The organism is Georgenia faecalis (genome assembly GCF_003710105.1).
Lineage (GTDB): Bacteria > Actinomycetota > Actinomycetes > Actinomycetales > Actinomycetaceae > Georgenia_A > Georgenia_A faecalis.
Window position 1 is genome coordinate 66,636 of the sequence record NZ_CP033325.1, and the last position, 24,299, is coordinate 90,934.

Genomic DNA, 24,299 nt, shown 5'->3' on the forward strand with positions numbered 1-24,299 from the left:
GTCGTCGATGACGTCGACCCTATGGGAGGTGCGACGGGCCACGCCTGGTCACACCGGTGCCCACGAGCAACGACGGAGCCGGGAACGCCCGGGGACCGCCCGGGCGCCCCGCCGTCGGCGATGTCCACAAGCGGGACAGAAGTGGGCATACTGGCGGCTGTCCGGCACCATCCACGACCGCGGAGGACCCGTGAGCACACGCGGCGAGAACGACTGGCCGCTGCCCGCGATGGACACCGCCGCCCGTCCGGACACCGGGCCGGCTCCCGGTTCGCCCGCCGAGGGTCACGCGGACGCCAGCGCGGCCGCCAGCGCGGACGGCACCGCCGCCGCACCGCAGCTCGACGTGTTCCTCTCCGGCCCACTGTTCCTCGACATCATCTTCTCCGGCCTGCCCAGCGACCCGCGCCCCGGCACCGAGGTGTGGGCCGCCGGGATGGGCTCGCTGCCGGGCGGCATCGCCAACCTCGCCGTCGCGACCAGCCGGCTCGGCCTGACGACGGGCCTGGCCGCGGGGTTCGGTGGCGACGTCTACGGCCAGTGGTGCTGGCAGCTGCTCGCCGAGGAGGGCATCGACCTGCGGTGGTCCACCCGCCTGCGCGGCCAGCACACCTCCGTCACGGCGTCCTTCGCCTACGGCGATGACCGGTCCATGGTGACCCACGGCCACGACCTGCCCATGACGGTCGACGAGCTCATCGGCGACCCGCCGGCGACCCGCGCCGTCATCACCGATCTCGGCGGCCACCGGGCGGAGGAGCAGTGGTGGCGTCGCGCCGCCGAGCGGGGGGCGCTGGTCTTCGCCGACGTCGGCTGGGACCCCACGGGTGTCTGGGACCGCGCCGCCCTCGAGCCCCTACGGCAGTGCCACGCGTTCCTGCCCAACGAGGTCGAGGCCATGGCCTACACCCGCACCGACGACCCTCGCGCCGCGCTGAGCGTCCTGGCGGAGCTGGCGCCCGTCGTCGTCGTCACGCGGGGGCCCCGCGGGGCGATCGCCGTCGACAGCCTCACCGGGGAGGAGGCGGAGGTGCCCTCGCTCGCCGTCGACGCCATCGACCCCACGGGCGCGGGCGACGTCTTCGCGGCCTCCTTCGCCAGCGGCACCCTGTGGGGCTGGCCGCTGGCCGAGCGGATGGCGTTCGCTGCCCTGTGCTCCTCCCTCGCCGTCCAGCAGTTCGGCGGCTCCCTCGCCGCCCCCGGGATGGGGGACATCCACGACTGGTGGGCGCGCGTGGCGGCGGCCGCCGACGGCGGTGACCCCCGTGCGGCGGAGCTGCGCGCCCGGTACCGCTTCCTCGACGAGGCGCTGCCGGCCCGCCCGGCCGGCGCCGCCCGCCGCGCCGAGGCGACGTTCGCGCTGGACGCCGATCTGTGACGCGCGCGCCGATCTGTGACGCGCGGGGCGGGCGCAGCAGCACAATGAGTACCGGCCGGGCGTTCGCGCAGTGTCGCCCATCACAGGAGGAACGACCATGAACCCATCACCACGCCGCACGAGGATCGCCGCAGGGACCATCGCCATCGCCGCGCTGGCACTCGCGGCCTGCACCCCCGGGTCGGGCGACGGCGGGGAGACCGACGACGCCACGTCCGCGCCGAGCGGCGAGGTGAGCACCGACGTCGCCGCGATGGGCGAGCAGACCCTCGTCGTGTGGGACCAGGAGGTCCGCGGCGGGCAGGCCGAGCAGATGGAGCGCCTCAACGAGGCGTTCGAGGCCGAGTACGAGAACGTCAGCATCGACCGCGTCACCCAGTCCAACGACGACCTCACGGCGACCCTGCGCCTGGCGCTCACGGGCGACGACGCCCCGGACGTCACGCAGGCGAACAACTCGCGCTCGCAGATGGGCCAGTTCGTCAGCGCCGGCCAGATCATCTCGCTCGACCCCTACGCCGAGGCCTACGGCTGGGCCGACCGGTTCTCCGAGTCCGTCCTGCAGAACACCAGCTACAGCGCCGACGGCGTGACGTTCGGCGAGGGGGAGCTCTTCGGGCTCCCGCAGGTCGGCGAGGTCGTCGGCGTCTACTACTCCAAGGCCAAGCTCGACGAGCTCGGGCTCGAGGTGCCGCAGACCTGGGCGGACTTCGAGGAGCAGCTCGGCACGATCGCTGAGGCCGGGGAGACGCCCCTGGTCCTCGGCAACCTCGACCAGTGGCCGGCGCTCCACGTCTTCGGCCCGGTGCAGGGCGCGTTCGTCGACCCCGAGGAGGTCCGCGCCCTCGGCTTCGGCAACGCCGGCGCCAGCTGGACCACCGAGGAGAACCTCGAGGCCGCGACGACCATCGCGGACTGGGCCGAGGCCGGCTACTTCAACGAGGGCTTCAACGGCGCCGACTACGACGCCGTGTGGCAGTCCTTCACCGAGGGCACGGGCGTGTACCTCATCGGCGGGTCCTGGCTCGCCGCGGACATCGAGGCCGCGATGGGCGAGGACGTCGGCTTCTTCGCCCCGCCGCCGGTGGAGGAGGGCGCCGGCCGCGTGACCACGGGGGGCATCGGCATCCCGTTCGCCATCACCTCCCAGGCCGAGAACCCCGACCTGGCCGCCGCGTACATCGACTTCATCACCAGCGAGGAGGCCATGGCGATCCTCGCCGAGACGGGCAACATGCCGGTCGTCGAGACCGCCGACCACATGCCGGAGGCCGGCCTGCAGGCGGACATCTACGGCGCCTACGCCGACGTCACGGAGAACGGTGCGCTCCTGCCCTACCTCGACTGGGCGACGCCCACGATGGGGGACACCCTCGGGCAGGCCCTCCAGGGTCTCCTCGACGGCCAGATCGACGCGCAGCAGTTCGCCGACACGGTCGAGACGGACTATGCCGAGTTCGTTGCCGCCAACGAGTGACGAACCGGTGCGGGGCGGCGTCGCCAGCCCCGCACCGGGCTCGTCCCCGACCGGGATCGCGCCATCGGCGCCCCGATCGAGGACCGCTCGTTCGCGTCGTCGCCGCGGGGGCGGGTGGGCGCCGTACGGCTTCCTCCTGCCCGGCTTCGTCGTCTACGCCGTCTTCCTCCTCTACCCCCTCGGCCGGGCCGTCCAGATCTCCCTGTACGACTGGGACGGGCTGTCGCTGGCGACCTTCGTGGGCCTGGCCAACTACGCCGACGTCGTCACCGACCCGGCCCTGCGCGACGCCTTCGCGCACGCCCTCGTCCTCATCTTCTTCTTCTCCGTCCTCCCGCTCGGGATCGGCCTCGTCCTCGCCGCGCTGCTCACCCGCGCGCGCGTGCGCGGCATGGCGTTCTTCCGCACCGTCGTCTTCCTGCCGCAGGTCATCGCGATGGTCGTCGTCGCGGTGGCGTGGCGGCAGATCTACGCCCCCGACGGGCAGCTCAACACCGCGCTGCGCGCCGTCGGCCTCGACGCGTTGACCCGGACCTGGCTGGGTGACTACACGCTCACCCTGCCCGCCGTCGGGTTCATCGGGACCTGGGTCTCCACCGGCCTGGTCACCGTGCTCCTCATGGCCGGGATGGCCCGCATCCCCGGCGAGCTCTACGAGGCCGCGACGCTCGACGGCGCCGGCCCGGTGCGGACGTTCCTGTCCATCACGGTGCCCTCGGTCCGGGCGGAGGTCGTCGTCGCCCTCACCCTGACGATCATCGCCGCGCTCAAGACGTTCGACCTCATCTACGTCACCACGTCCGGCGGACCGGGGACGTCGACGACGGTGCCGAGCTACGAGGTCTACCGCCGGGCGTTCGAGCTCGGCGAGGTGGGGTCGGCGGCGGCGGTCGCCGTCGTCCTCACCGCCCTCATCTTCCTCATCAACGTGGGGGTCAACCGGATCGGGGAGCGTGAGCGATGAGGGTCTCTCCCGTGGAGCGGGCGTGGAACTACGCCATCCTCATCGTCTTCGCGCTCATCGCGCTGGCGCCTGTGGTGACCATCCTCCAGAGAGCGCTGGCGCCCGAGACGCCCGCAGACGCCGAGGCCGGTGGCCCCCTGCACTGGGAGAACTTCGCCCGCGCCTGGGAGCAGGGACGCTTCAGCGAGTACATGGGCAACTCGCTGCAGGTCGCCGTGGTCGTCGTCGTCCTGGCGACGCTCTTCTCCATCATGGCCGGGTACGCCTTCGGCGCCTTCGAGTTCCGCGGCTCGCGTGCCCTCTTCTACGTGTTCCTCCTCGGCATCATGGTGCCCACCGAGGCCATCGTCGTGCCGCTCTTCTTCGACCTGCGGGCCGTGGGCCTGACCAACACCATCTGGGCCATCGCCCTGCCGCAGGTGGCCCAGTCGGTCGCGTTCGGGACCTTCTGGATGCGCTCGTACTTCCGGGGCGCGAACCGCTCGATCATCGAGGCCGCGCGCCTCGACGGGGCGGGGCACTCGCGCGTGCTGTGGCAGGTCCTCGTGCCGGTCGCCCGCCCGGCGGTCGTCACCCTCGTCCTGCTCACCTTCATGTGGACGTGGAACGAATTCCTCATCCCGCTGGTGATGTCCCCCAACGCGCAGCTGCGGACCGCGCCCCTGGGCCTCGCGCTCTTCCAGGGCCAGTACGTCCAGGGCACGACGCTGCTCGCCGCCGGCGCCGTCCTCGTCGCGCTGCCGATGGTGATCCTCTACCTCTTCCTTCAGCGGCACTTCATCCAGGGGATGCTCGAGGGCGCGGTCAAGGACTGACCAAGCCGTGGGAAAGCCCTTGTCTGGGGGCGTCGCCCTGGCTAGGTTGGCGATCGTGGGGCAGCGGCGCCCTACGGCCGACGGCGGACGTCGATGTCCGCAACCCCACCTGGAGGTCGTTCGTGAAACGAAGAGGTCTAGTGGTCCCCGCGCTCCTCGCGCTCATCCTCGGTAGCGGCGTCTCCGCCGCGACCGCCCAAACGGCGCCGCCACCCCTGGAGGTGGGCGAGCCGTCGATCGCCACCGAGGTCGACCCGACGAAGGTCGACATCATGGGCATGTGGGCCCACCCGGACGACGACGCCAGCTTCACCACGCCCTGCGGCGTCTGGCACGACCTCTACGACGTGCGCTGCGGCATCATCATGCAGACCCGCGGCGAGGGGGGCAGCAACTCCGTCGGTGAGGAGGCCGGCCCCGCGCTCGGCCTGCGCCGGGAGAACGAGGACCGGGCGTCGCACTGGCGCTCCGGGACGGTCGACATCTACAACGTCGACCGGGTCGACTTCTTCTACAACACGAGCGCGCCCCTGACCGCCGAGGTGTGGGACGCCGAGGAGGGCCTGCGCCAGAGCGTGCGGATCATCCGCGAGACCCGCCCCGAGATCCTCATCGGCTTCTCCCCCGCGCCCGCCGGGCACGGCAACCACCAGTACGCCGGCCGGCTCATCTGGGAGACCGCGGCCGCCGCCGCGGACCCGACGATGTTCCCCGAGCAGCTCGTCGGCCCCGACGCCGTCGAGACCTGGCAGGTGAAGAAGATCGTCTCCGGCGCCAGCAACCAGGGCGAGGGCGGCACCGCCGGGCCGAACTGCACCGTCGGCTTCACCCCCGCCGCGACGAACCCCTTCACCGTCCACGGCGTGTGGACCGGCTACGAGTCCCCGTACACGTGGGCCGAGGGCAACGTCCAGGGCCAGGAGGCCGGCACGCCCAAGACGTGGGCCCAGGTCGGCCGTGAGGGCGCACGCGCGCACCCCACGCAGGCCCGCTCCATGGAGATGGGCGTCGTCGAGCCGGGCTGCCTGCGCTACGGCGTCGCGCAGTCCTTCGTCCCCTTCCAGCCCAACAGCGCCCCCGAGGGCGGCAACGACGACGCGCTCTTCTACGGCGCCTCGATCCCCGACCCCGGCGGCATGCCGCTCGGGTCGCTGCTCTACCTCACGACGGACGAGTACTTCAACGCCGCGGGCGAGCCCTTCGAGGTCACCGTCCACGCCCGCTCCGGCGAGGGCACGCTGCCCGCCGGCGCCGTCGAGCTCGACGTCCCGGACGGCTGGACCGTCTCCGCGGCCGCGGACATCGGGCCGATCACGGCCAACGCCGAGGCGACGGCGACCTTCACCGTCACGCCGGGTGAGGACGCCGCGCCCGGTCGCTACCGCCTCGCCGCGAACCTCACCACCGGTGAGATGACCGGCTACACGGACTCGCGCGTCGAGCTCGCCGCGCCGGTCGAGGGCCGCTTCGAGCGCTGGGGCAACTTCGTCGAGTACGAGGAGTGGGCCGCGGCCAACACCTACGTCTCCGGCCGCGCGCCGGCGGTCGAGCAGATCGGCGCGGGCGAGACGAAGACGCTGCCCGTCGTCGTGACGAACCGGACGTCGTCGGCCCAGGACGGCGAGGTGAGCATCACGCTGCCGGAGGGCCTCACGGCCGAGGCGACGACGCTGCCGTACACCGGGCTCGCCGGTGGCGCGTCCACGACCGTGACCTTCGAGGTCACGCACACCGACCCGGCCGCGCCGGGCGGGGCGACCGTCGAGGTCCCCATCATGACGTCGTTCGACGGCGGGTCCGCGACCGAGACCCTCCAGCTCTACGTCGTCCCGTCCGCGGTCATCCCCGAGCTCCCCGCGGCACCCGCCGTGGACGCCGTGGACGACGACGCGTACGGCGACGCGCTCGACCTCGCCCGCCTCTGGGAGGGCGACGAGTGCGAGCCCGACGGCACCGACTGCGGCACCGGCAGCTACGCGAAGATCGGCTGGCACGGCGACGACCTGTACGCCGTCGTCCGCGTCGTCGACGACACCGCCAGCGCCGCCGCCCCGCCGGAGCGGTGCTTCGGCCACTGGCTCGTGGACTCCGTCGAGGTGCTCCTCGACCCCCGCGGGAACTCGGTCGACACCTCGACGACGTTCAAGTCGGGCATCTTCCCGTTCACCGACGACCCGACCGGCAGCGCCGGCAACGGTGAGGACGGGCCGTGCTGGACGCGCGACGCCGACAACCACCAGGGGTTCTCCTCCGGGCCGCTGGCCGACACCGTCGAGGGTGGCCCCAACGCCCCGGGCATGGAGGTCGACGTGGACGTCGAGGTGACGCCCGAGGGCACCTACGCCGGGGGCGGGTACACCGTCGAGATGAAGATCCCGCTCGACGTCCTGCCCGCCGCCGTCGGCCCGACGAGCACGCCGCCCACGGGCGACGCGGCCACCAACGACGTCGACCCCAGCTACCTGGGGCTCAACGTCACGCCGTACGACTCGGACAACCAGGTCTTCATCGGGGAGACCCGCACCGCCTGGTCGCCCTTCGGCAGCCAGCAGTCCGAGCCCTACCGCTGGGGCCACGCCTACCTCGACGGGTACACCCCGCCGGCGGGCCGCTCGACGACCCCGGACGCGCCGCGTATCCCCGACACCGCGCTCAGCGGCGTGGAGTCGCCGCAGACCGTCCACCAGTCCGCGACGCGGGGCGTGACGATCTCCGGGCTCCAGCCCAGCCGCGCCATGACCGTCGACGACGTGACGATCGACGGCGACTCGGTCGACCTCGCCCTCAGCTCGACCGAGGCCGGGACGGCGCGTGCCTTCCTCTGGCACGGCGAGCACGGGTTCATCCCCGTGTGGGAGTCGAGCTGCCCGGGTGACACCGACGGGTTCGACGCCTGCTCGCCCGAGGACGGGACCGCGCCGCCGTGGAGCCCGGACATGGGTGGGCGGCTGCTGGGCGCGGCCACGGCGGAGATCGGCGTCGGCGACAGCGGCATGACGCTGCCGATCGACGACGCCACCCGTGAGGCGCTGCGCGAGGACGGCTCGATCCTCGTGTCGTTCTCCACGGCCGACGAGGAGGTCAACGCCTGGTACTTCCCCGTGGTCGAGGGTGAAGTCCCCACCGACCCGCCGACCGATCTGCCGACCGACCCGCCGACCCATGAGCCCACGGTCGACCCGACGACGGACGCCCCGACGGTCGCGCCGACGACGCCGGGGGCCGGTCCGACGGCGCCGGGCGGCGGTCAGCTCCCCAACACGGGTGCCCCGATGGGTGCGCTCGCGCTGGTGGCGCTCGCGGCGGCGGCGCTCGGCCTTGGGGCGCTGCGAGTGCGTCGGGCGGGGGCGGGCGGCTGACCCCGCCGACGGCGGACGCCTCCGGCCACGCGGCCTGAGGTTGCAGGTGTGAAGGGCCCCGGCAGCCGACGGCTGCCGGGGCCCTCCCGCGTGCCCCCCCGTGTGGGTACCGTGCGTCGATGGCGCTGGAGCTCTGCGTGCTGCTGTGGTCCCACGGTGACGACGACGCGCTGTCCGCGTACGAGGACCGCGTCCTGGCCCTCATGCCGCGGTACGGCGGGCGGGTGGTGAGCCGCGTGCGCCGGGTCGACGAGGGCGGCGAGGGCGGCGGGCCGGCCGAGGTGCAGGTCATCCACCTCCCCGACGACGCCGCTGTGCAGGCGTACCTCAAGGACCCGGACCGCCTGGCCCTCGCCGAGACCCACCGCCAGGTGGTGGCGCGGACCGAGGTGATCACCGTCCGTACGCTCACCGGGCACCTGCCCCCGACGGCGCCCTGACCCCGGGCGCCGCCGTCGTCCCGGTCGTCGCCACGCCGAGGAGGCCGGGGAGGGGCAGCGGGGTGCTTTGACGCAGCTGGCGCATCGCTTTCTGGTAGGCGGCCGACATCGGCACCTCGCGGCCGTGGAAGAGCCAGGTGAAGAGCGCGTCGGGGTCGAAGCCCGGCCGGCACCGGGTGCAGGACCCCGGGCGCGAGGGCTGGCGGTGGCGCGTGACGGTGTGCCCGGCCGGGCAGGTGCCCAGCCAGGGCGCCGGGGTGCGGGGCGCCTCCGGGGCGACGCAGCGCTCGCCCGTCGAGCCGATCCGCTGCGCGACTACGCGCCAGGTGTCGTCATGTCCGTGGCGGGGACCGACGAGGGCGTGGGCGATCTCGTGGAGGATCGTCTCGCGGACCTGCTCGGCGGTGTAGAGCATCGTCAGCGGCCGGCTGAGGCTGATCGTGCGCCGGGAGAACCGGCACACGCCCGCGCGCACCTTCGCGTCGTCGAAGTCGAGCAGCCAGCCGCTGAGGCCGTGCTCGGCCATGAGCGCGGCACCCAGCTGCCGTGTCTCGGAAAGGTCCATCTCGCCTCCTCTGCCCGTCCTGGTCGACGGTACGAGGCGCTGCCGACACCCCCGCGCCGACATCCACAGGCACCGGCGGGAAGCCCGGGCGCTCGGCCGGTGTTGCCACCGTCGTGCCGGCCACCTTCCCGTCCCCCGACCCGTCGGACGTCGACGTCGTCGTCATCGGCGCCGGTCAGGCGGGGCTCTCGGCGGCCTACCACCTGGCCCGGAAGGGGTTCGTGGCGCCGTGGGCGCGGGCGGGCGAGGCACCGACGTACGTCGTGCTCGACGGCGAGGCGGGGCCGGGCGGTGCGTGGCGGCACCGGTGGCGCTCGCTGCGGATGGCGACCGTCAACGGCATCCACGACCTGCCGGGCATGGCCCTGCCCGAGCCGCCGGCGTCCGCCCCGGCCAACGAGGCCCTGCCCGCCTACTTCGAGCGTTACGAACGTGAGCTCGGCCTGCCGGTCGTGCGCCCCGTGCGGGTGCGGGCGGTCCGGCGCGACGGCGGCTCAGCGCCTCTGCACGATCACGAGGCGGGGGTGGCGCACGAGGGCGGCGCGGCGCACGAGGGGGGCGTGGGTGCGGGGCGGCTGGTGGTCGAGACCGACGCCGGCACCTGGTCGGCGCGTGCGGTCGTCAACGCCACGGGCACGTGGACCAAGCCGTTCTGGCCCGTCTACCCCGGCCAGGAGACGTTCCGCGGGCGCCAGCTCCACACCGCGGACTACGGGCGCGCCGCGGACTTCGCCGGGGCGCACGTCGTGGTGGTCGGCGGAGGCATCTCCGCCGTCCAGCTCCTCGACGAGATCTCGCAGGTCGCCGCGGGGACGACCTGGGTGACCCGCCGCGAGCCGGTGTTCCGGGACGGCGCCTTCGACGCCGAGGCCGGGCGTGACGCCGTCGCCCGCGTCGAGGAGCGGGTGCGTGCCGGGCTGCCGCCGCGCAGCGTCGTCGCCGTCACCGGGCTCCTGTGGACCCCGGCCCTGCGCGCCGCGGCCGCGCGCGGCGTCCTCGTGCGGCACCCGATGTTCACCCGGATCGAGCCCGACGGCGTCCGGATGGCCGACGGGTCCTTCCGGCGCGCGGACGTCATCCTCTGGGCGACCGGCTTCCGCGCCCAGCTCGACCACCTCGCGCCGCTGCACCTGCGCAACCACGGGGGCGGGATCACCATGGACGGGACTCGGGTGGTCGCCGAGCCCCGCCTGCACCTCGTCGGGTACGGCCCCTCCTCGTCCACGATCGGCGCCAACCGGGCCGGGCGGGACGCCGTGCGGGAGATCGTCGCCGCCCTCCGCGTGCACGCGGCCGCCTGAGGTGGACCGGGTCAGCGCGCCTCGGCGAGGAGCTTGCGGATCCGCTTCTCCGACACCTTGACCGGCGTGCCCAGCTGTTGGGCGAACAGGCTCACGCGGAGCTCCTCGATGAGCCAGCGCACCTCGCTCAGACGCGCGTCACGCGCGGGGTCGGGGGCGCCGCGCTCGGCCGCGGCCGCGTCCGCGGCGTACTCCTCCTCGATCGAGCGGACCTGCCACGCGAGGGCGGCGTCCTGGTGGACGTTGTCCCGCGCGCGCAGCACCCGGCGGGTCGCGGCGCGCAGGTACCGGGGCAGGTGGACGAGGCGGTCGGGCGGGGTCGCGGAGATGAAGCCCGGGTAGACGAGCCGGGCCGCCTGGTTGCGGACGTCGGTGAGGGTGTCGAGCAACGAGATCGACGTCGACTCCTTGATCGTCACCTCGAGGTCGCGGTAGGCCTCCAGCGCCGCGACCACCTGCCCGGCCACCTGGTGCACCCGCTCCTCGAGGTCCGCGCGGACGGCGGCGACGAGGGCGCGGTAGGCCGCGGCGTCGCGCACGAGGTCGCCCCCGTGGTCCGCGGTCCAGGCGTCGACGAGGGCGCCGACGGCGGCGAGCTGGATGTCGGCGACGAGCGCGGGGGTGCTGGCGTAGGGGCTGGTCGCCAGCGCGAGCGCCTCGCGCCCCGTCCACCGGGTGGTCACCCGCTGGTTCCCCAGGGCCGTCTCGCCGAGCACGAGCCGGCGCAGGCCGATGCGGTGCGCCCGGGCCTGCTCGCCGGCCCCGGCGAGGATGCGCAGGTCGACCCGCGGCGGGGGCCCGGCCACCTCGACGAGCGCCGGGTACCCGCGCACGAGGAGCCCGTGGGGACCGACGGACTCCACCTGGCGGGGCAGGACGCCGTCGGGGAGCTCCGGCCAGGTCTTCAGGTTCTCCTGCTCGGCGAGCAGCGGGCCGGTCGGGCGTGCCGGGGCGGGCGCGGCACTTCCGTCGGGGGCGGGGCCGGCGGCCGGGGGGCCGGGGACGACGGGGCGTCCCAGCCGCCCCTGCGCCTCCTCCATGGCCTGGGCCACGGCGCCCCGGACGACGGAGCGGACCGCGTCCGCGCTCTCGCGGGCCAGGCGGCGCTGGAGGACGGCGAGGCTCTTGCTCTCCCCGAGCACGTCCCCGTTCTCGGAGACCACGCGGAAGGTCATCCGCAGGTGCGCGGGCAGGCGCTCGACGTCCCAGTCCTCGTCGGTGACGATGACGTCGCGCAGGCGCCGGACGGCGTCGGCGAACGCCTCGGCGAAGGAGGGCGCACCGGGGGGCGCGGGGGCGACCTCGTGCCAGTCCGGCAGGAGGGCGAGCACCTCGCGGGCGACGTCGGGGGCGGGGACGAGCTGGACCCGCACCCGCTTGGGCAGCGCCCGGATGGACGCCGTCGTGAGCTCGGCGAGGAGCCCGGGGACCATCCAGTCGAAGCCGTCCGGCCGGAGCCGCGCGAGCACGCTGATCGGGACGTGGACGGTGACGCCGTCGGCCTGCGTGCCGGGCTCGAACTGGTAGGTGAGGGGGAGGGTGAGGTCCCCCTGGCGCCAGGTGTCCGGGAAGTCGGCGCCGGAGACGGTGCCCGCCTCGGGGACGAGGAGCTCGCGGGTGAAGGTGAGCAGGTCGGGCGTCTCGCGGCGGGCCTTCTTCCACCAGGAGTCGAAGTGCCGGGCGCTCACCACGGAGTCGGGGATGCGCTCGTCGTAGAAGTCGAACAGCGCATCGGGACCGACCACCAGGTCGCGGCGGCGGGTGCGGTTCTCCAGCTCGGCCGCCTCCGCGAGGAGCGCGCGGTTGCGGGCGAAGAACTCGTGGTGGGTGCGCCACTCGCCCTCGACGAGCGCGTGGCGCAGGAAGAGCTCGCGCGCGAGGGCGCGGGCCTCGTCGGTGCCGACACGGGCGAGGAGCACCGGCCGGTCGGCGGCCAGGGTCATGCCGTACAGGAGCACCTTCTCCCGGACCATGGCCGCGCCCTGCTTGGTCGACCAGTACGGCTCGGAGTAGGTCCGCTTGACGAGGTGGCCGGCGACGGGCTCGACCCACTCCGGCTTGATCCGGGCGACGGTCCGGGCGAACAGGCGGGAGGTCTCGACGAGCTCGGCGGCCATCACCCAGTCGTAGGTGCGCTTGGCCAGCCCGGACCCGGGCCAGACGTAGAACCGTGTACCCCGGGCGCCGAGGTAGTCGCGCTTGCGCTCGTCGTAGGTCCCCAGGTTCGACAGGAGGCCGACGAGGAGGGACTGGTGGACGGCGTCGGCGCTCGCGGCGTCCGTGGAGCGCCCCACGGCGACGGCGGCCGCGGCCGGGTCCGCGCCCACCTCCTCGGGGTGGGGCAGGGCGAGCGGGTGCATCGTCAGGCCCAGCGGCTTGGCGAGCTGGCGGAGCTGGGCGACGACGTCCTGCCACTCCCGCACCCGGAGGTAGTTGAGGTACTCCGACCGGCACATCCGGCGGAACGCGGAACCGGACAGGTCGCGCTGCTGGGTGCGCAGGTAGCGCCAGAGGTTGAGGTAGGCGAGGAAGTCCGAGGTCGGGTCGGCGAACCGGCGGTGGGCGGCGTCGGCGGCCTGCTGGTGCTCGGCGGGGCGCTCGCGGACGTCCTGGACGCTGAGCGCGGCCACGATGATCATCACCTCGGCGGCGCAGCCGTTGGTCTGGGCCTCGAGGAGCATCCGTCCCAGGCGGGGGTCGATGGGCAGCTGGGCGAGCCGGCGCCCCACCTCGGTGAGGGTGGGCTGGGCCGCCTCCGGGTCGAGGGCGCCGATCTCGTGGAGGAGCTGGACGCCGTCGCGCACCGCGCGCGTCTCGGGCGGGTCGACGAAGGGGAACGCCTCGACATCGCCGAGGCCGAGGGCCGCCATCTGGAGGATGACGGCGGCGAGCGAGGTCCGCAGGATCTCGGGCTCGGTGTACTCCGGCCGGGAGGCGTAGTCGGCCTCGGAGTACAGGCGGATGGCGATGCCCTCGGCCACCCGGCCGCAGCGCCCCGAGCGCTGGTTGGCGCTGGCCTGGGAGACCGGCTCGATGGGCAGGCGCTGGACCTTCGTCCGGTTGGAGTAGCGGGAGATCCGGGCCGTGCCGGGGTCGACGACGTAGCGGATCCCCGGCACCGTCAGCGACGTCTCCGCGACGTTGGTCGCCAGCACGACCCGCCGGACCGTGTGGGGCTCGAACACCCGGTGCTGCTCCGCGGCGGACAGCCGGGCGTACAGCGGGATGACCTCGACGGCGCCGACCGCCCCGGCGGCCGAGCGGCCCTCCCCGGGGGCGACGTAGCGGTTGCCCAGGTGCTCACCGAGGGCCACGTGCGTGTCGCGGATCTCGCGCTCGCCGGAGAGGAAGACGAGGATGTCGCCCGGTCCCTCGGCCATGAGCTCGTCGACGGCGAGGCAGATCGCGGTGGGCTGGTCGATCGGGTCGGCCTCCCGGCCGGGACCGGCCTGCGGTGCCGCGTCCTCGTCGCCGTCCTCGTCGGCCGGCTCGTCGTCGGGGACGAGGGGGCGGTAGCGGATCTCGACCGGGTACGTGCGGCCGGAGACCTCGATGACGGGTGCGGGTCGGACCGGGTGCGCCGGGTCCTCCGTCGGCGCGCCGAAGTGCGCGGCGAACCGGGCGGAGTCGATGGTCGCGGAGGTGATGATCACCTTGAGGTCCGGGCGCTGGGGGAGCAGCCGGGCGAGGTAGCCGAGGATGAAGTCGATGTTGAGCGACCGCTCGTGCGCCTCGTCGACGATGATCGTGTCGTACCGCGTGAGCAGCGGGTCCCGCTGGATCTCCGCGAGCAGGATGCCGTCCGTCATGAGCTTGACGAGCGTCGTCGGGCCCACCTCGTCGGTGAACCGGACCTGGTAGCCGACGGCGCCGCCCAGCGAGACGCCGAGCTCGTCGGCGATCCGCTCGGCGACCGTCCGGGCGGCGATCCGCCGGGGCTGCGTGTGGCCGATCGTGCCGGTGATCCCGCGCCCGAGCTCGAGGCAGATTTTGGGGATCTGGGTGGTCTTCCCGGAGCCGGTGGCGCCCGCGACGATGACCACCTGGTGCTCGGCGATGGCGCGGGCGATCTCCTCCCGGTGGGCCGAGACCGGCAGCTCCTCGGGGTAGCTGATGACGGGCAGCGCCGCGCGGCGCGCCTCGATCTGCTCCGGGGTGAGCGGCCGGGGCGTGCGGCGTCGACCGCCGTTCCCCGAGCCGTTCCGCGAGCCGTCGCGGGTGCCGTCCCGGGTGCCGTCGCGGGAGCCGCTCTCCGCGCCGTTCCGGGCGCCGTCGCGCCCGCCTCGCCGGCCCCGACGGGGCGGCGCGGCCGTCCCGTCCTGCGCGTCCCGGCTCACGATGGACCATTGTCGCCGATCGGGCCGATCAGCGGCACCGGTGTTCGCCCGCGGCGGCACCAGCGGCCCGCCCGGACAGCGCGCAGCGGGGCCGGGCGGCCCCGCCACCGCGTGCGGGATCAGGTGGGCCGCAGCCCCGGACGGTGGGGCCGGAGGAGGTCCCGGTCGCCGGCGCGGACCCGGCGGTCGATCTCCTCCGCCAGCTCGACCAGCTGTTTGCCCAGGTCGTCCCGGGTCTCGGCGCCCACATCGGCTTGGAGCGCGGCGGCCCAGGCCCGTCGGAGCTCGTCATTGGTCGCGGTCTGCAAAGACATCGTCGTGCACCCCCCCGTGCGCGGCCGGAGCCGCCTGCGTGCCTAACGGAACAGGCGTGACCTCCAGGTGGCGTAGGTGGTCTCCGCCTCGACGGCGAGGACCTCGTCCAGGCTCATGACGCCCGGGAGCTCGGCGGGTACGGGCGACCGCTGAGGCGGGCTGTCGATCCCGGTCAACACCCTGGTGACGACGCTTGACGAAGCCATTGCCATCACCGCCCATCCCACCGGTCGGCCGCGGCACCAGCGCCACGGTTCTCCAGTCTCGACCCGGGCGAGGTGGCCCGCAAGGGCTGATCGTCGGCTCCCGACGATCGTCAGGACCGGGGGATTACCCGGCGGGGGAGCGCGAGGCGGCGCGCGGAGGGCCGAGCGCCGCCTCACGTCTCGTCAGGCGGACGACGATTGATCACACGTCGATCACCCGTCAAGATTCGGGCAACCATCCAGAGCGGCCGAGAGTCCTGGCTCGTCGACGCCGCAGCAACCCCCCGTGACAACGGGCGAGGGTGCTTCCGCCAGGGTCGATGGGGGTTCTCATGAGCACCGCTAGCCTGGTGAAGGTGCCAACCGTGCGCCCGACCGTGTCCTTCGAGGTCTATCCGCCCCGCACGCCCGCCGGGGCGGCCGCGGCCTGGGAGACGCTCACCCGCCTCGCTGCGGCCGCGCCCGACTTCTTCTCCGTCACCTATGGCGCGTCCGGGTCCTCGCGGGACGCCTCGCGCGCCGTGATCCGGCGCATCCTCGCCGAGACGACGGTGACGCCCATCGCGCACCTCACCTGTGTCGCGGCGAGCCGGGCCGAGCTCACCGACCTCGTGGAGGACCTGCTCGACGACGGCGTCCGGGACTTCCTCGCGCTCCGGGGCGACCCACCCGCCGGCCAGGCGGAGTGGGTGCCGCGCCCCGACGGCCTCAACCGGGCCGGGGAGCTCGTCGCCCTCATCCGCGAGGTCGAACGCCGGCGCTTCGGCGGCCGCGGCGCGGTGAGCGTCGCCGTCGCCGCCTACCCGGCCGGCCGCTCGCACACCCGCGCGCAGGACGTCCAGGCCCTGCGGGCGAAGCAGGACGCCGGTGCCGACTTCGCCATCACCCAGGTCTTCTACGACGCCGCCGACTACGTCGACCTCGTCGCCGACGCGCGGGCCGCGGGCATCACCCTGCCCGTGGTGGCGGGCATCATCCCCGCCACCGACCCCGCGCGCCTGACCCGGCTCGCGGCGCTCACCGGGGTGCCCGTGCCGGCCGTGCTCGGGGACCTCCTCGCCGTCGACGACGCCGAGGAGCGGCACCGGCGCGGCATCGCCGCGACCGTCGACCTCGTCGAGGCCGTCCTCGCCGCCGGCGCCCCGGGCCTGCACCTGTACACCTTCAACCAGTACCGCCCGGCCCTCGACGTCGTCGAGCGCCTCCGCCGCCCGACCCCGTCGGCCGCGCGCACCACCGCCCTTGCTCGTCCCATCCCGACCGTCTGAGGACACCCATGACTGACTCGACCATCCCCCGCCTGTCCACGGCCACGATCCTCGGCTACCCGCGGATCGGCCCGGACCGCCAGCTCAAGCGCGCCATCGAGGGGTACTGGGCGGGGCGGCTCGAGCTCGACGACCTCGAGGTGGCAGCCCTGGAGCTGCGGCGCAGCACCCGCGCGCGGCTGCTCGCGCTGGGGCTGGGCGCCGACGACGGGTCGATCCCCGGCGACTTCTCCTTCTACGACCAGGTGCTCGACGTCGCGCTCACCGTCGGCGCCGTCCCGCCGCGCTTCGAACGCCTGCTCGACGCGGACGGCCGCCTCGACCTGCCCGGGTACTTCACCGTCGCCCGCGGCGAGGGCGACCTCGCGCCCCTGGAGATGACCAAGTGGTTCGACTCCAACTACCACTACCTCGTCCCCGAGATCGGCCCGACGACGCCGTTCCGGCTGGCGGACGACCGGGTCGTCTCGCTCTTCCTCGAGGCCGCCGGTGACGGCATCACCACGCGCCCCGTGGTCCTTGGGCCGGTGAGCTTCCTCCTCCTCAGCAAGGCGGTGGCGGACGACGCGGACGGCGCCGCGGCGCCGTCGGACTTCACCCCGCTCGACCGGCTCGAGGACCTCCTGCCCGTCTACACCGAGCTGCTCCACGCGCTCGGACAGGCCGGGGCGCCCTGGGTGCAGCTCGAGGAGCCGGCCCTGGTGGCCGACACCTGGGACGTCCCGCGCGAGCGCGTCCTCGCCGCGGCCGCCCGGGCGTACGAGGTCCTCGCCGACGAGCTCGCGCGCCCCGAGCGGCCGGCCATCCTCGCGACCCTGTCCTACGGCGGCGCCGACGACGCCGTCGACGTCCTCTCCGGCACCGGCGTCGAGGCGGTGGGCCTGGACCTCGTCCGGGGTGACGTCCCGTCGGCTGCGACGCTCGCCGCCCTGGGGGACAAGGTCGTCGTGGCGGGTGTGGTGAGCGGACGCAACGTCTGGCGCACCGACCTCGAGGCTGCGCTCGCCGTGCTGGGCGAGCTCGACGCCGGCCTCGGTGGCCGCGCCGTCGCCGAGGGTCGTCTCGCCGTCACGACGTCGACGTCGCTCTTCCACGTCCCGCACGACGTCCGGGTCGAACGGGGGCTCGACCCCGAGCTGCGGAGCTGGCTGGCCTTCGCCGACCAGAAGATCGGCGAGGTCATCACGCTGGCCACGGCCCTCACCCGAGGCCGTGACGCCGTCGCCGGCGAGCTGGACGCCGCCGCCCAGGCGCGGCGCACCCGGCTTGAGCACGCCGGGGTGGTCCGGCCCGAGGTCCGTGCCCGCGTGGCCGAGGTCGCCGAGGCCGACTACCGCCGTCCGCCCTTCGCCGACCGCGCACCGGTGCAGGCCGCCGCGCTCGGCCTGCCCGAGCTGCCGACCACGACGATCGGCTCGTTCCCCCAGACCACCGAGATCCGCCGCGCCCGGGCCGCCCGCGCGCGCCGCGAGCTCAGCGAGGAGGCGTACACCGACGCCATGCGGACCGAGGTTCGCGGCGTCGTCGAGCTCCAGGAGCGCCTCGGCCTCGACGTCCTCGTCCACGGCGAGCCCGAGCGCAACGACATGGTCCAGTACTTCGCCGAGAACCTCGACGGCTTCGCCGTCACCGAGCACGGCTGGGTCCAGTCCTACGGCACCCGGTGCACGCGACCGTCGATCCTCTGGGGTGACGTCACCAGGCCGGCGCCGATCACCGTGGGCTGGACCCGCTACGCGGCGTCGCTGACGACCCGCCCGGTCAAGGGCATGCTCACCGGGCCGGTGACGATCCTCGCGTGGTCCTTCGTCCGCGACGACCAGCCGCTGGCGGACACGGCGACCCAGGTCGCCCTCGCCCTGCGGGACGAGGTGGGCGACCTGGAGGCCGCCGGGACCGGCATCATCCAGGTCGACGAGCCCGCCCTGCGCGAGCTCCTCCCGCTGCGGGCGGCGGACCGGGACGCCTACCTCACGTGGTCGGTCGAGGCGTTCCGGCTGGCCACCTCCGGCGTGCGCGACGAGACCCAGGTGCACACCCACCTGTGCTACTCCGAGTTCGGTGAGGTCATCGGCGCCATCGACGCCCTCGACGCCGACGTCACGAGCATCGAGGCGGCCCGGTCGAAGATGGAGATCCTTCCGGCGATCGCCGAGGAGGGCTTCTCCCGCGGCATCGGACCGGGCGTCTACGACATCCACTCGCCGCGCGTGCCGAGCGTGGAGGAGATCGCCGAGCTCCTCGCGGCGGCCGCCGCCGTGGTCCCGGGCCGGCTCCTGTGGGCGAACCCCGACTGCGGGCTCAAGACCCGCCGGTACGAGGAGGTCGTCCCGGCGCTCGAGAACCTCGTGGCCGCAGCCCGGCAGGTCCGCGCCACGCTCTGACCCGCCCGCCCTCTGACCCTCGCCACCTCCTCCCCCTCGTGATCTTGCAGAAACGCTGACCAGCGTTTCTGCAAGATCACGAGGATTGGGGCGGGGACGGACGGGCTGGGGCCGGAGCCGAGGTGGGTCAGATGACGGTGGTGAAGCCGGCCCAGCCGTTGCCGATCTGCACACGCGGGGCAAACCCGCTCCGCCCCGTCCCGGGGTAGAGGTAGGCGCGTCCGGTGCTGGCGCTCACGGCGAAGTAGTCGGTCGCGCCGTCGCCGTTGAAGTCCCCGACGGAGGCGAGCTGGCGAAAGTCGGTCCAGCCGTTGCCGATCTGGACGCGGCTGCTCATCGTGCTGCCGCCGCGGTTGTAGTACGCGAAGAGCCGTCCGCTGGCGTCCTTGGCGAAGAGGTCGGCGCGGCCGTCGCCGTTGAAGTCACCGCCGGGCAGGACGTCGTTGTAGATCTGCCAACCGGTGCCGATCCTGGCGGACCCGCTGACCCGCCCGGCGCCGGTCCCGTAGTAGAGCGTCATCTCACCGTTCGGCCGCACGCCGATGACGTCGGCGCGGCCGTCGCCGCTGAAGTCACCGGGAGAGAAGACGTGCGTGAAGACCTGCCAACCGGTGCCGATCTGCACCCGCGCGGCGAAGCCGTTGGTGCGTCCGGCGTAGAAGTACAGCTGACCACCCGGGGCGACGGCGAGCAGGTCGGAACGTCCGTCACCGTTGAAGTCACCGGGGGCGACGAGGTCGTGCCCCTGCCACCCGTTGCCGATGGTGCGGGCGCTCTGCCAGCCGCCGCGTCCGTTGCCGGGGTAGAGCAGGAGCTGCCCGGAGCCGTTGACCGCGAGGACGTCGGCGCGCCCGTCACCGTTGTAGTCGTGCCGGCCGATCGACGTCGCCGGGACCGGGGAGCCCGGGTATGCCGCGAAGTTCTGGGTGGCGTAGTACCGGCCCGACGACGACCGCGCGTAGCCCACGCCGATATCGGTGAGCTCCGGGTTGAGGATGTTGGCTCGGTGCCCGGACGAGTTCATCCACGACGTGACGATGGCGCGCGGGTCGTCGGCGGAGTACCAGGCGACGTTCTCCGCGGCGCGGGTCCACCCGGCGGGGTAGTTGGCCGTGAAGTTGGGGCGGTGCGACATCGCATCGGCGGCCGCCTGCCGCTGCGACCAGTCCTGGGCGATGCTCGTCAGCGCGGCGTTGACGCGCAGCGGGCGCAGTCCACGCTGGGACCGCTCGGCGTTGACGAGCGAGACGATGGTGTCGGCCTGGGCGGGGGCCGCCTGGGCGGCGGGGGCAGCCGCGACGAAGTACGCCGCGAGGAGCGAGAGCGCCAGTGCGACGGCAAGAGCGAGTCGCGGGGACAAGAGGTGTGATCGAGTCATGGGGAGTCCCTGGGAAGTCGGTGTCGTGCCGGACAACGCGACCGGGGACTTCGGGGAGCAGCCGACCCGTTCGCGGGGCCTTCCGCGTCGACGGCGGCACGGGGCCAGTCCCGCCGTGGAGCATCGACCGCCGGGACTTCTCGACGTGCGGCCGACCCTACTCGCCGCCCCCCGCGGCCGCACCGTGACCCCTCTGTCCCCGCGCGGGGACGACGACGGGCCCATAGGCTGGCGGCGAGAAGATCAGAACTCACGGAAAGGCGGATCTTGATGGGCAAGTTTTCGTTCGTCATCGGCGCCGGCGTCGGCTACCTCCTCGGTGCGCGCGCTGGACGTCAGCAGTTCGAGAAGATCAAGCGTGCCAGCAAGAACGTCTGGCAGGACCCGCGGGTCCAGCAGGGTGTGCAGAAGGTCGAGGGCAAGGTCAGCGAGGTGGCTCGCGAGCAGGGCTCGGCGGTGACCGACAAGGTCGCCGGCATGGTCAAGGGCAAGCTCGGCTCCGACGGGCGCCACAGCAGCCCGTCGACCAGCACCCCCTCCTCGTCGACGACGTCCCAGGGCATCCCGGACGGGCCGGCTCCGGCCCCGACGCCGCCGCAGCCGGACATCGACGCTCGATAACTCGATCGACGCGCGGTAGCACCTTCGCCGTGCCATGACGCCGCACCCTCGTGACCGGGGGTGCGGCGTCGTCGTTCGTGGACCGGACGGCGGGGGCCGCCGTCCCTCAGGTCGCGGGGACTGCCGTGATCGTCACCGGGACATTGCCGCGGGTGGCCACCGAGTAGGGGCACACGGCGTGGGCGGCCCGGGCGAGGCGGTCGACGTCGGCGACGTCCTGGCCCGGGATCGCGACCTGGAGCTCGACGGCGAGCGCGTAGCCGTCCCCGGCCCGCCCGAACGCGACGTTCGCCGTGACCGTCGATCCGGTCGCGTCGATCTTCTCCCTGCGCGCCACCCCGGCGAGGGCGCTGTTGAAGCATGCCGAGTAGCCGGCGGCGAAGAGCTGCTCGGGGTTGGTGCCGGTGCCGGGGCCGCCGAGCTCCTTCGGCGCCGTCAGGGCGACGTCGAGGATGCCGTCGTCGGAGACGGCGCGCCCACCGCGGCCGCCGGTCGACGTCGCGCGGGCGGTGTAGAGGACGGGGTCAGGAGTGAGTTCAGCCATCTGCCCACCAGATCACCCCTAAGCCGGAGCCACCACTGGAGCGAGCCGGCGTCCGGGTTTCCCACCCCGCCGCGGGCCTGAGACCCTGTCCACCGTGACCGACACGGGAGGGCCCGCGGAGCGCGAGCTCGGGCAGGACCGGCCGACGCTCGCGCCGACGGGCGCGCAGGTGCGTCGCTGGCGCCGGTATCTCGCCGACGAACGCGCCGAGGGCGCGGTGTACCGGGACCTGGCGAGCCGGCGCTCGGGGGAGGAACGGGAGATCCTCCTCGCGCTCGCCGAGGCCGAGCGTCGCCACGAGGACCACTGGCGCGAGCTGCTCGGGGACCACGTGGGCCGCCCGCTCCGGGGCGCCTGGCGCACCCGGATCCTCGGGTGGCTGGCGCGGCGGTTCGGGTCCGTCTTCGTCCTCGCGCTCGCCCAGCGCGCCGAGGCCCGGTCGAGCTACGGCACGGACGACGACGCGACGTCGGCGATGGCGGCGGACGAGCGGATCCACGGCGAGGTGGTGCGCTCGCTCGCCACCCGGGGCCGCAACCGGGTGTCGGGGATGTTCCGGGCTGCTGTCTTCGGGGCGAACGACGGCCTGGTGTCCAACCTTGCGCTCGTCCTCGGGATCGGGGCGACGGGCGTCGCGCCCCAGACCGTGCTGTTCACCGGCGTGGCGGGCCTCCTCGCCGGGGCGCTGTCGATGGCGGCCGGGGAGTACGTCTCGGTCCGTTCACAGCGGGAGCTGCTCGAGGCGTCGATGCCGGATCCGGAGGCGGAGCAGGCGATCCCGCACCTCGACGTCGACGCCAACGAGCTGGCCCTGGTCTACCGCGCCCGGGGGATGGGCGCGGCCGAGGCGGCAGAGCACGCCGCGGAGGTGCTGCGCGACCAGGACACCCCGCGCCGCACGACGCCGGTGGCCCAGGACTACGAGGCCATCGGCTCCCCGTGGCACGCGGCCCTGTCGAGCTTCGCGTTCTTCGGCTCGGGCGCCCTCCTACCGGTGCTGCCGTACATGTTCGGCCTCAGCGGGGTGGCCGCCGTGGTGGTGGCGACCGCCGTCGTCGGGCTCGCGCTCCTGGCCACCGGCGCCACCGTGGGCATCCTCTCCGGCGCGGCGCCGTTGCGTCCCGCGCTGCGCCAGCTCGCCATCGGGTACGGCGCGGCGGGCGTCACCTACGTCCTCGGTCTCGCCTTCGGGACGACGGTGACCTGATGGTGCTCGACCTCGCGCTGCCGGACCTGCCCAGGCTCGGGGACCTCTTCCGGGTCCTCGACCTCGTCGGGGTCTTCGTCAACGGGGCCCTCGGCGGGATCATCGCCCGGCGCAAGCGGTTCGACATCGTCGGCTTCGGGATCCTCGCCATCGTCTCGGCGCTCGGCGGCGGCATGCTGCGCGACACCTTGCTGCAGGCGGGGACCCCGGTCGCCCTCACCGACCCGTTCTACCTCGGCACGGCGCTCGCGGGCGCCGTCGTCGCCTACCTGGTGCGTCTCGACAACCGATGGTGGAGCCGGACGTTCATCGTCGCGGACGCCCTCGTGCTGGGCTGCTGGGCGGCCACCGGGGCGGGCAAGGCCCTCAGCGTCGGTCTGGGCCTCACCCCCGCCATCCTCCTCGGGGTGATCACGGCGGTCGGCGGCGGGATGATCCGGGACATCTCCGTCGGACAGGTGCCGGCGGTCTTCGGGGGGAACACCCTGTACGCCACCGCCGCGATCGCCGCCGCCGCCGTCATGGTCGCCTTCGAGCGCGCGGGCTACTTCGATGCCGGGATGCTCGTCGCAACCGTCGTGGGCGCCGGCCTGTGCATCCTCGCCCGGTGGCGCAACTGGCGGCTGCCGCAGCACGGCGACTGGTCGATCACCATGAGCTCGTCCCAGCTCCGCAAGCTCGTCAAGTTCCGCGGGAAGGGCGAGGACGGCAGCGCCGAGCAGCAGTCGGCCTGAGCGGGGACATCAGGGCGCGGTCGGTGCCCATGCCACCGAGCCGCCCTCCGCGCTCACGATGGGTGGGCTAGCGCGTCGGCGGCGACGGCGTCCTCTCTGACCACCTCCACAGTGATCGCCTCCATTTCGGTGCGGCGATCGATATCGGGTTGCGGTGGGAGGCCTGTCCCCCCGTACCCGAACAGGTGGACGCTGAGAACGTCGACCTCGCGTCTCGGGTCCCCGAAGAAGGCGCCCACCCTCCTGGCGACTGCGGTGAATGGCTTCTCACGTGCGGTGCCATCAGCGCGCCAGTTCGCCATCGGCACGACGAGAAACAAGTGGTGCGCGTAGGGAGATATGTGCGCCTTCCACATGTCCTTGAGGTCGTGATTGTTCGTTGTCGTGCCGCCTCGCTCGACTTCGGCGATGACGCCGCGACCGGGACCCAGCTCGAAGTAGAAGTCCGGCCGCGCAGACGTCACCAAGCCATAGGCGCGGGGAATGACGGCCTCCTCCTCGAATCCGAGCAGGTCGAGCAGAAGCTCAGAGACGATGCTCTGGACTGCGCCGCTCCTTGCGTTATGAACATGGACGGCATCGATATCGGCCGACCGTCGCATCAGGAACCGATGGAGCTGCTCCGCAAGGCCGGCGACGCGGTCGCACTCTGCCTGTTCTTCGTCCGTCAGGCGGGAACGCGTGAAGTGCACGTAACTCGACACGTGCGCAGCTTGTCAGGGATGGCACGCACGAGCTAGTTCGACGGCTCATAAGTCCCCTCTGCCGAGTTCACGTGCGGGTCACCAGATGTGCGACCCATTCATGCGCGAAGGGTGAGCGGCGAAGTGTGAATCGGTCCCGCGGCGCCGCTTCTTCATGGTCACTGGAGCGACCAGGCCGCTCCCCGAGGCGGTCCCGACGGCCACGCTCCCGGTGATCACGGTGCCGCACATGACTCCGCCGTCGACCACCACGCGCCCGGGGCGGGGAGCGGCACGATGCCCTGAATCCGAGCGTTGTGACC

19 protein-coding genes and 1 riboswitch are annotated in these 24,299 nt (G+C 73.6%); of the genes, 12 read left to right on the forward strand and 7 right to left on the reverse strand.

All coding sequences use genetic code 11. The features are described 5' to 3' along the window. The first annotated feature begins 190 nt into the window (after positions 1–190). The 6 genes from EBO36_RS00330 to EBO36_RS00355 all read left to right on the forward strand — a co-directional run bounded on the left by EBO36_RS00330 (position 191) and on the right by EBO36_RS00355 (position 8,433). The gene (locus EBO36_RS00330; protein WP_244925321.1) at positions 191–1,378 is read left to right on the forward strand and encodes a carbohydrate kinase family protein; all 1,188 of its coding nucleotides are present in this window, start codon (positions 191–193) and stop codon (positions 1,376–1,378) included. A gap of 97 nt (positions 1,379–1,475) precedes the next feature. Further along, positions 1,476–2,855, forward strand: coding sequence for an ABC transporter substrate-binding protein (locus EBO36_RS00335; protein ID WP_122822856.1), 1,380 nt, complete (start codon positions 1,476–1,478; stop codon positions 2,853–2,855). 7 nt (positions 2,856–2,862) lie between these two features. Beyond that, positions 2,863–3,819, forward strand: a complete 957-nt coding sequence (locus EBO36_RS00340; RefSeq protein ID WP_387966934.1) for a carbohydrate ABC transporter permease — start codon at positions 2,863–2,865, stop codon at positions 3,817–3,819. Continuing rightward, positions 3,816–4,634, forward strand: coding sequence for a carbohydrate ABC transporter permease (locus tag EBO36_RS00345; RefSeq protein WP_122822858.1), 819 nt, complete (start codon positions 3,816–3,818; stop codon positions 4,632–4,634). The genes EBO36_RS00340 and EBO36_RS00345 overlap by 4 nt, the downstream gene beginning before the upstream one ends. A 140-nt stretch (positions 4,635–4,774) precedes the next feature. Next, complete coding sequence (locus tag EBO36_RS00350) at positions 4,775–7,993, forward strand: NEW3 domain-containing protein (protein WP_222928741.1); 3,219 nt, start codon at positions 4,775–4,777, stop codon at positions 7,991–7,993. A gap of 119 nt (positions 7,994–8,112) precedes the next feature. Beyond that, positions 8,113–8,433 (forward strand): DUF1330 domain-containing protein, encoded by a 321-nt coding sequence (locus EBO36_RS00355; RefSeq protein WP_122822860.1) that lies wholly within the window; start codon positions 8,113–8,115, stop codon positions 8,431–8,433. Here EBO36_RS00355 and EBO36_RS00360 read toward each other — a convergent pair. Next, positions 8,402–8,998 (reverse strand): SprT-like domain-containing protein, encoded by a 597-nt coding sequence (locus EBO36_RS00360; RefSeq protein WP_122822861.1) that lies wholly within the window; start codon positions 8,996–8,998, stop codon positions 8,402–8,404. The two genes, EBO36_RS00355 and EBO36_RS00360, sit on opposite strands and share 32 nt — an antisense overlap. A gap of 113 nt (positions 8,999–9,111) precedes the next feature. Here EBO36_RS00360 and EBO36_RS00365 point away from each other — a divergent pair, with 113 nt between their 5' ends. Next, the gene (locus EBO36_RS00365) at positions 9,112–10,299 is read left to right on the forward strand and encodes an FAD-dependent oxidoreductase (RefSeq protein WP_122822862.1); all 1,188 of its coding nucleotides are present in this window, start codon (positions 9,112–9,114) and stop codon (positions 10,297–10,299) included. Between the two features lie 11 nt (positions 10,300–10,310). Here the strand turns inward: EBO36_RS00365 and hrpA are convergent, their stop codons facing one another. The 3 genes from hrpA to EBO36_RS15135 all read right to left on the reverse strand — a co-directional run bounded on the left by hrpA (position 10,311) and on the right by EBO36_RS15135 (position 15,157). After that, complete coding sequence (gene hrpA / locus EBO36_RS00370; RefSeq protein ID WP_222928742.1) at positions 10,311–14,636, reverse strand: ATP-dependent RNA helicase HrpA; 4,326 nt, start codon at positions 14,634–14,636, stop codon at positions 10,311–10,313. A 119-nt stretch (positions 14,637–14,755) separates the two neighbouring features. Continuing rightward, a complete protein-coding gene (locus tag EBO36_RS00375) occupies positions 14,756–14,950 on the reverse strand; it encodes a hypothetical protein (RefSeq protein ID WP_122822863.1) in 195 nt (64 codons plus the stop codon). Positions 14,951–14,992: 42 nt separating this feature from the next. Beyond that, positions 14,993–15,157, reverse strand: coding sequence for a hypothetical protein (locus EBO36_RS15135; RefSeq protein WP_164471256.1), 165 nt, complete (start codon positions 15,155–15,157; stop codon positions 14,993–14,995). A 232-nt stretch (positions 15,158–15,389) separates the two neighbouring features. Continuing rightward, positions 15,390–15,484: riboswitch (SAM riboswitch) on the forward strand. A gap of 38 nt (positions 15,485–15,522) precedes the next feature. Between EBO36_RS15135 and EBO36_RS00380 the strand changes: the two genes are divergently transcribed. Both EBO36_RS00380 and metE read left to right on the forward strand, forming a co-directional pair. Continuing rightward, positions 15,523–16,425: a methylenetetrahydrofolate reductase gene (locus EBO36_RS00380; protein ID WP_241237095.1), complete on the forward strand. Its 903-nt coding sequence runs from the start codon at positions 15,523–15,525 to the stop codon at positions 16,423–16,425. 8 nt (positions 16,426–16,433) lie between these two features. Beyond that, positions 16,434–18,809 carry a 5-methyltetrahydropteroyltriglutamate--homocysteine S-methyltransferase gene (gene metE / locus EBO36_RS00385; protein ID WP_122822865.1) on the forward strand — a complete coding sequence of 792 codons (2,376 nt, stop codon included), beginning with the start codon at positions 16,434–16,436 and terminating at the stop codon, positions 18,807–18,809. Positions 18,810–18,936: 127 nt separating this feature from the next. Here metE and EBO36_RS00390 read toward each other — a convergent pair whose 3' ends face one another. Continuing rightward, positions 18,937–20,187, reverse strand: coding sequence for an FG-GAP-like repeat-containing protein (locus EBO36_RS00390; protein ID WP_164471257.1), 1,251 nt, complete (start codon positions 20,185–20,187; stop codon positions 18,937–18,939). A gap of 270 nt (positions 20,188–20,457) precedes the next feature. Between EBO36_RS00390 and EBO36_RS00395 the strand changes: the two genes are divergently transcribed. Continuing rightward, entirely contained in the window at positions 20,458–20,808 is a 351-nt protein-coding gene (locus tag EBO36_RS00395; protein WP_122822867.1) for a YtxH domain-containing protein, read from the forward strand. A 106-nt stretch (positions 20,809–20,914) separates the two neighbouring features. Here EBO36_RS00395 and EBO36_RS00400 read toward each other — a convergent pair whose 3' ends face one another. Next, a complete protein-coding gene (locus EBO36_RS00400) occupies positions 20,915–21,352 on the reverse strand; it encodes an organic hydroperoxide resistance protein (protein ID WP_122822868.1) in 438 nt (145 codons plus the stop codon). 94 nt (positions 21,353–21,446) lie between these two features. Between EBO36_RS00400 and EBO36_RS00405 the strand changes: the two genes are divergently transcribed. Next, positions 21,447–22,559, forward strand: coding sequence for a VIT1/CCC1 transporter family protein (locus EBO36_RS00405; RefSeq protein ID WP_122822869.1), 1,113 nt, complete (start codon positions 21,447–21,449; stop codon positions 22,557–22,559). Then, on the forward strand, positions 22,559–23,293 hold the full coding sequence (locus EBO36_RS00410) for a trimeric intracellular cation channel family protein (protein ID WP_122822870.1): 735 nt from the start codon (positions 22,559–22,561) through the stop codon (positions 23,291–23,293). The genes EBO36_RS00405 and EBO36_RS00410 overlap by 1 nt, the downstream gene beginning before the upstream one ends. A gap of 53 nt (positions 23,294–23,346) precedes the next feature. On the opposite strand, the gene EBO36_RS00415 is transcribed toward EBO36_RS00410, so the two are convergent. Further along, positions 23,347–23,997 (reverse strand): hypothetical protein, encoded by a 651-nt coding sequence (locus tag EBO36_RS00415; protein ID WP_187695827.1) that lies wholly within the window; start codon positions 23,995–23,997, stop codon positions 23,347–23,349. Between the last annotated feature and the right edge of the window lie 302 nt (positions 23,998–24,299).

Bases quoted from the DNA above. Each gene is read 5' to 3' on its own strand.
- EBO36_RS00395 (WP_122822867.1), top strand. From the start codon at position 20,458: ATGGGCAAGTTTTCGTTCGTCATCGGCGCCGGCGTCGGCTACCTCCTC.
- metE (WP_122822865.1), top strand. From the start codon at position 16,434: ATGACTGACTCGACCATCCCCCGCCTGTCCACGGCCACGATCCTCGGC.
- EBO36_RS00360 (WP_122822861.1), bottom strand. From the start codon at position 8,998: ATGGACCTTTCCGAGACACGGCAGCTGGGTGCCGCGCTCATGGCCGAG.
- EBO36_RS00375 (WP_122822863.1), bottom strand. From the start codon at position 14,950: ATGTCTTTGCAGACCGCGACCAATGACGAGCTCCGACGGGCCTGGGCC.
- EBO36_RS00345 (WP_122822858.1), top strand. From the start codon at position 3,816: ATGAGGGTCTCTCCCGTGGAGCGGGCGTGGAACTACGCCATCCTCATC.
- EBO36_RS00335 (WP_122822856.1), top strand. From the start codon at position 1,476: ATGAACCCATCACCACGCCGCACGAGGATCGCCGCAGGGACCATCGCC.
- EBO36_RS15135 (WP_164471256.1), bottom strand. From the start codon at position 15,157: ATGGCTTCGTCAAGCGTCGTCACCAGGGTGTTGACCGGGATCGACAGC.
- EBO36_RS00390 (WP_164471257.1), bottom strand. From the start codon at position 20,187: ATGACTCGATCACACCTCTTGTCCCCGCGACTCGCTCTTGCCGTCGCA.
- EBO36_RS00410 (WP_122822870.1), top strand. From the start codon at position 22,559: ATGGTGCTCGACCTCGCGCTGCCGGACCTGCCCAGGCTCGGGGACCTC.
- EBO36_RS00400 (WP_122822868.1), bottom strand. From the start codon at position 21,352: ATGGCTGAACTCACTCCTGACCCCGTCCTCTACACCGCCCGCGCGACG.
- EBO36_RS00355 (WP_122822860.1), top strand. From the start codon at position 8,113: ATGGCGCTGGAGCTCTGCGTGCTGCTGTGGTCCCACGGTGACGACGAC.